The organism is Actinomadura napierensis (assembly GCF_039529375.1).
In the GTDB taxonomy this organism is placed as follows: Bacteria; Actinomycetota; Actinomycetes; order Streptosporangiales; family Streptosporangiaceae; genus Spirillospora; species Spirillospora napierensis.
Map to the genome: position 1 here is coordinate 13769 of NZ_BAAAMR010000082.1, position 6216 is coordinate 19984.

Consider the following 6216-nt stretch of genomic DNA (forward strand, 5'->3'; position numbering starts at 1 on the left):
AGATGTGACGATGCCCGGACCATTCCAGGACGAACGACAGCACATCATCGTCCAGAGCGCGGTTCGAGCACTGCACGACCGGCTTCCCGAAATGTCCGACCAGCTCGTCCTCCGGCTTCAGGAAGCAGAGGGCCCAGACGGGCGGCGGACCTTCGGCAGCCCGGCGTTCCGGAAGTCCGCGCGTTCCGGCCTGCGATCGGTGCTCGAGGCCATCGCCACACGCGGCCTGAAACGTCCGGACATCTCCTTCGCGCAGCGCATCGGACGCCGCTCCGCCGAATCCGGCCTGCCGCTGGAGACGGTCCTGCGCACCTACCGGCTGGCCGGCGGCCTCCTGTGGGAGCACCTGGCGGACGTGGTCACCGAGCGGTATCCGGACGACCTGGCGGTGCTCGTGACCGGAGCCCGCCGAACCCTGACCATGATCGAACAGCTCTCGGACTCGATCACCGAGTCCTACCACCAGACCTGGCGCGACATGCGGAAAGCCGAGGTGGAAACCGCCCTGGAGGCGCTCGACGACCTTCTGGACGGGCACGAGGACCACACCGACCGCGTCCGTTCGGTCGGCGGGCTGCTGGGCCTTCCCGAGCACGGACGCTACGTGGTCGTCGCCGCGAGCGCCCGTACGGAACCGGCTCCGCCCGATGAAGTGGCGGGAACGCGACTGATCTGGCGGTCCCGTCCCGGCACTCTCCTCGGTGTCGCCCTCCTCGACGCCATCGGTATGGACCGACTCGCCGCTGACCTGCGCCCGTTGATCCGTAAGCCCGCCGGGATCGGCCTGCCGGTCGACCGCCTCGCGGACCTGGGAAGGGCACGTTGGCTGGCCGACCTCGCCCGCTCGGTCGCCGCCGCGGAGGACTGCGGCGCGGAGGGCGGCGAGCCCGTCGGGACCGGTCCCGAACCCGGCACCCGGCCCCTCCGCGCGAACCGGCTCGTGCGCCTGGACGAGCATCTGCCGGCCGCACTCGTGGCCGCCCAGCCCGAACTCGCCCGCCATCTGCGCGACACCGTGGTGGGGCCGCTCCTCGATCTCGATCGCGGCGAACGCGAGTCGCTCATGCGGACCGCGGCGGCATGGCTGGACTGCCATGGGTCGACGGCGCGCGCGGCCCAGCGGCTCTTCTGCCACCGCAACACCGTGCTCGGCCGGCTCCGCCGGATTCAGCGGTTGACCGGCCGGAGGCTCGACCATCCGCGCGAGGCCACGGAACTCGTCCTGGCTCTGGAGGCGGTCAAGATCTTCCAGGCCCCGGGCGCGATCCCCGAACGCGGAACGGACGGCCATTAGCGGACCGGCCGCCCACCGCCGTTTCGACCGCGGTTCGCACGGCGGCTCGTCGGCGGCGGGCGGAGTCGGAACGGTCAGAGCTTCCCGGCCGCGAACGCGGCGGCCTGGGCGGCGTCATTGCCGTAGCTCAGGTGTGCGGTGATGTCGATGCCGTTCCCGCAGATCGGGTCACCGGTGGCGCAGGTGTCGAGAGTGCGGCCGGCGTACGCCCCGGTCACCTTCCGCCCGATGGCCCGGATCGGGTTGCCGAAGAGCAGGACGGCGGCGACGCGGGGCTCGGCGGAGGCGGGGATGGTGGCGGTGATGGGGCCGCCGACCAGAGCGCCGTCGCTGCTGACCCCGATGGAGTTGTCGACCACGTTGGCGCCCTGGGAGTAGCCGACGAGGACGAACTTCTGGTTGGGGCAGGACGCCGCCTGGCTCTTGATGTGGTTGACGAGGTCGGTGTTGCCCTTGGAGGCCGACCCGATGCTGAGGTCGGCAGGGTAGTTGACCGGATACCCCATGAACGACTTGAAGGCGATCTTGTTCTTGAGCGCGGCGTAGACGGGGTCGCCGACGATCCAGCCCAGGGTTCCGGGCTCGCCGGTGCCACGGGCGACGACCACGTCGATGTCGGTGCACGCCGCGGAGGCGGGAGCGGCGGTCACGGCCGCGGTCGCGGCGGCTCCGGACGCGACGCAGGCCAGGACCGTGAGCTTGGCGACCAGACGCGACCGGACGGTGGGGCGGGAAAGGCGCATGAGGGGCCCTTTCTGAAGCGGTTCCTCGCGGCTGTGGCGATCGCCGCGAGATGTGCTGCAGATGATCAGCCTTGGCGGGGAGGCCGAAAATGCGCCTCCCTCTAAAGAGCTGGCCCTTCACCACTCATCCAGATGACTAGTGGACGACGTCGAGCACGGCGAGACCGCGTATGATGATCACGAGGCGGGGTGAACGAGAATGGCCGCGGCCGGGTGGCGGGAAGCCGAGCCGATCAGCCGGGTCGGCATCAGCGCTGCTGGTCGCGCCGTCCCGGAAGAGGTCGATCGCACGGAACGAGGGCCGACTGATGGATGCCTCAGTCCCATCGCCCGCCTGGCGCCCTCCCTACCTGTCCTACCGGACCCTGGTCTGGTTCCTCGACCACGAGATCCGCAGCGCGCCGGTGCCGCCCCGGATCGACCGCAGCTACCTGCACGGCTACGCGGTGACCACCCAGGCGCAGCTGCTGAAGATCCTCGGGCTGCTGGGGCTGGTCGACCTCGCGACCGGAACGGTCCGGCCGCGGCTCGGGACGGTGACGGGCAAGCCCGACGTGCGCCGCGACGTGATGCGCCAGTGGGCCCGGTCGTTCTACCGGGAGCAGCTCGAGCTCGCCGACGAGCACGCTTCCTCGATGGCGCTGTACGCCAGCTTCACCCGGCATGGGATCACGGGCGCCACCTTGCGCAAGGCCGTGGCGTTCTTCCTGGCCCTGTGCGGCGACGTGGAGCTGGCCTGCAGCCCGCATTTCCGGCCGGTTCCGCAGAACGGCGCGCTGATCCAGGCCCAGCCGGTCGCCTCGCTGGGCTCGTCCGACGCCTCGATCCGGCACGAGGAGTTCACGTTCGGCCCGGCCGGCGGCATCGCCGTGTGGACCGACCTCGACTGGTCGCAGCTCCCGCAGGAGACCGTTGATCGCCTTCAGCGCCTGCTGAGGGAGCTCGGGCGGCTGGCGGGCCCGCCGCCGGCCGGGAACGGCGACCCGGCCGGTACCCCATAGTTGAGCCTCCAGGCCGTTCAGATCCGGCTGTGCAGTACTAGCGGGTCAGCCACAGCGCACCGGGGACGGGGCGGTCCGCGAGCTGGACGTCGCTCGCCGGCCAGTTGACCGACGGCGCGTCCGGCCCGTGCTCGCGGTAGTCGTCGATCGACGCCGTCGGCACCGACAGCCAGCACAGCAGGTAGGCCGAGTCGTCGTCGTAGCGCAGGCCGCCGAGCGCGACCCGCTTCACCCAGCCGCGTCCGAGGGCGTCACGGCACCAGACCCGGTCACCGGCCGCCAGCACCGGCAACTCTCCGGTGAACGCCTCCCGCGGGCGTCTGTGCCTCTTGCCTGCCAACGTTCTCGCTCAGCTCCGCTAGAACATCCCGGTCCAGCCAAACTACGCGAACTTTTACATGAAGTAGAAGCAGGTCCGCAGAAGAGGTCCGTCGGTGCAGGTCGTCTCGGATCAGCCGGTCGTCAAGGTCGGGTTGGAGACGCGGAGTTGGGCGATCAGGTCGGCCGCCTCGGAGGAAGGACGGCCCGGGCGCGCCCGCAGCGCGGCGGTGATGCAGCGGCGGGCGGGATCGTGCTCGGGCCCCAGGGCCGCCACGAGGGAGGGCACGTCGGCCTCGGGGAGGCCGAGGCCTTCGCGCAGGGACGCCACCGTGATGCCGCCGCAGATGCGGGCGGCGGCTCCCGGTTCCCCGTGGGCCAGGGCCATCTCGGCCAGCGCGAGAAGTGCGGCGGAGCCGGTGCCCAGTGCACTGAAGTCGAACGCCTCGAAGAGTGCGTTGACGTCCTCCAGGTTGAGGTTCAAGTAGAGCTGCCGGAGGAACGCGGGGCAGAGGGCGTCGCGGACGTCGGGCCGCCACCAGTAGTTGACCGAGACGGAGACGTCCTGGGACGAGACGTGGTGCCACCAGTAGGCCGGCATGAAGAGCAGGTCGCCGGGCCGGACGACCGCCTCCCAGTACTCCACGTCGGCCAGCTTCGGGAACCGCTGGAAGTCGGGCTTTTTCAGATCGACTCTGCTGAAACTCTCGGACCGGGTGTTGAGCGGCCCGGGGTAGAGGTCCTCGAACTGGCCGGGGTTGAACAGGACGAACCTCTTCCGGCCCTCGATCTGCGCGAAGAGGTTGTGCATGTCGTCGTAGTGGAGCGGCGTCCTGGAGTCCGGGGACGCCATCCAGAGGTTGATCTCGTTCAGCTCGGCCGCCGGGACGACGGGCGGCACCGACATCTCGCCGGCCAGTTCGGGCACCCGGGCGTCGATCGGGAGCTGCTGGAGGCAGAGCTTCCGGGTGACGGGGACGCGCCGGAACTCGGCCGCGAGCGTGGCACCGCGCATCGTCTCGAAGCGGAGGCCCGTCTCGGAGTCCGGGTCGTATCTGAACGTGCCGTCCGGGTCGGCCACGCTGATCGAGACCTCGCGGTCGGCGAACCGCTCCGAGATGTATTCGGGGGTCCAGCCGGCGACCCTGCCCAGGGCGCCGGAGCCGCGAATTATCACCGGCGTGGTGGTCGTGACGGGGGCACGCTCTATCGGCGTGCCGGGAAATGTGGACGTGACTTCGACATGGCCAAGCCTGGTCGGTCTCCGCATTGCGTCAGCCCATCCTCGGGAAAGCCCCTCAGGCAATCTAAAATCCCTCCCCGAGCCGGCACAAGCCGCCACCAGCAGGGCTCCAGCCAAGCGCCACCGAAAATATTGGGTCTGTACGCATAAAAAGGAGTTGGATAATATTCTGCCGTGACCATTGAGAGCCGTCTCCTCGATGTCGAACGACTTCCGGAATTGAATGTCACCGATGCCGGGCGGGCGTGGCGGCTCCGTTCGCACCGGGCGGAGGACCTTCCGCTCGACCGGCCCCTGATGAGCTGGATCCGGGGCGACCGCGTCGCAGTACGGGACGGGGAACGGGTCCTGACCTACGACCGGCTGGGAGAAGAGGCCCGGCGGATCGCGGGGCTGCTGGCGGAGGCCGGGGTCGGCCCCGGCTCGGTGGTGATGGTCGGCGGACGGCGCGGGGGGATGCTCGTCCCGGCGTTCCTCGCGATCGAGCTGCTCGGTGCCGTCTACCTGCCGTGCGACGCCTCGTGGCCGGCGCGCCGCGTCGAGTCCACGCTGATCAGGACGGACGCGGCCGTGGTGTTGACGGTCGATGACGATCCGGACGGTTCGCCGGAGGTGGTCGCCGGCGCCGCGGCGGCGGGACGTCCGTTGCTGAGGGCCGGGGACGCCGCGAACGCGTGGGAGGGCGAGGCGCGGCTCGGCGATCCGCGCGCGCCGCGCTACGTCCTGTTCACCTCCGGGTCGACGGGTGCGCCGAAGGGCGCGGTGGTCGAGCACCGCGGCATGCTCAACCACCTGTTCAGCAAGGTCCGCGACCTCGGGCTCGGCCCGGACGACGTCGTCGCGCAGACCGCGCCGCTCGGGTTCGACATCTCGATCTGGCAGTTGCTCGCGCCGCTGCTGGCGGGCGGCCAGGTGGTGGTCGTCGGCGACGAGACGGTGGCCGATCCGGAGGCGCTCGCCGCGGTGGTGCGGCGAGAGGGCGTGACCGTCCTGGAGCTGGTCCCGGCGATGCTCCGCCTGCTGCTGGACGTGACGGCCGAGGCGCCGCCGGCGCTGCGCTGGCTGATGGCCACCGGCGAGGAGCTGCCGCCCCGGCTCGCCCGCCGGTGCCTGGCCCGGCTCCCCGGGGTCGGGCTGATGAACGCCTACGGGCCGACCGAGTGCTCCGACGACGTGACCCATCACGTCGTCACGGCCGGCGATCTGGTGCTGCGGCATCTGCCGGTCGGCACGCCGGTCGCCAACACCGACCTGTACGTCCTCGCGCCGGAGGGCGATCGGTGGCGGGCCTGCGGGCCGGGCGAGGCCGGCGAGCTCTTCGTCGGCGGAGCCGGCGTGGGGCGCGGCTATCTCGACGAGCACGACCGCACGCGCGAGGCGTTCTTCCGCGATCCGTTCGGCGCCGCGGACGGGCGCGTCTACCGCACCGGTGACGCGGTGCGCATGCTCGGTCCCGGCGGCCCGCTGCAGTATCTGGGGCGCGTCGACCGGCAGGTGAAGGTCTCGGGTGTACGGATCGAGCCGGGAGAGGTCGAGGCCGCTCTGCGCGCCCACCCCGAGGTGAGCGACTGCGCGGTCGTCGCCCGGGAGTGACCGCGGTCGCGGGCGCCTGAGGAG

At 71.0% G+C, this 6216-nt stretch carries 6 protein-coding genes; 3 read left to right on the forward strand and 3 right to left on the reverse strand.

What is annotated here, in order from left to right; genetic code table 11:
* The first annotated feature begins 10 nt into the window (after positions 1-10).
* On the forward strand, positions 11-1294 hold the full coding sequence (locus tag ABD296_RS35060) for a PucR family transcriptional regulator (protein ID WP_344277432.1): 1284 nt from the start codon (positions 11-13) through the stop codon (positions 1292-1294).
* A 74-nt stretch (positions 1295-1368) separates the two neighbouring features.
* On the opposite strand, the gene ABD296_RS35065 is transcribed toward ABD296_RS35060, so the two are convergent.
* Positions 1369-2037 carry a cutinase family protein gene (locus tag ABD296_RS35065; protein WP_344277435.1) on the reverse strand — a complete coding sequence of 223 codons (669 nt, stop codon included), beginning with the start codon at positions 2035-2037 and terminating at the stop codon, positions 1369-1371.
* Between the two features lie 308 nt (positions 2038-2345).
* Between ABD296_RS35065 and ABD296_RS35070 the strand changes: the two genes are divergently transcribed.
* A complete protein-coding gene (locus ABD296_RS35070) occupies positions 2346-3038 on the forward strand; it encodes a hypothetical protein (RefSeq protein WP_344277438.1) in 693 nt (230 codons plus the stop codon).
* A 37-nt stretch (positions 3039-3075) separates the two neighbouring features.
* Here the strand turns inward: ABD296_RS35070 and ABD296_RS35075 are convergent, their stop codons facing one another.
* Together ABD296_RS35075 and ABD296_RS35080 are read right to left on the reverse strand one after the other, a co-directional pair.
* Positions 3076-3378, reverse strand: a complete 303-nt coding sequence (locus tag ABD296_RS35075) for a hypothetical protein (RefSeq protein WP_344277441.1) — start codon at positions 3376-3378, stop codon at positions 3076-3078.
* Positions 3379-3489: 111 nt separating this feature from the next.
* Positions 3490-4626 carry a cupin-like domain-containing protein gene (locus ABD296_RS35080; protein ID WP_344277444.1) on the reverse strand — a complete coding sequence of 379 codons (1137 nt, stop codon included), beginning with the start codon at positions 4624-4626 and terminating at the stop codon, positions 3490-3492.
* A gap of 147 nt (positions 4627-4773) precedes the next feature.
* On the opposite strand from ABD296_RS35080, the gene ABD296_RS35085 reads away from it, so the two are divergent.
* Complete coding sequence (locus tag ABD296_RS35085; RefSeq protein WP_344277447.1) at positions 4774-6192, forward strand: amino acid adenylation domain-containing protein; 1419 nt, start codon at positions 4774-4776, stop codon at positions 6190-6192.
* The last annotated feature ends 24 nt before the right edge of the window (positions 6193-6216 follow it).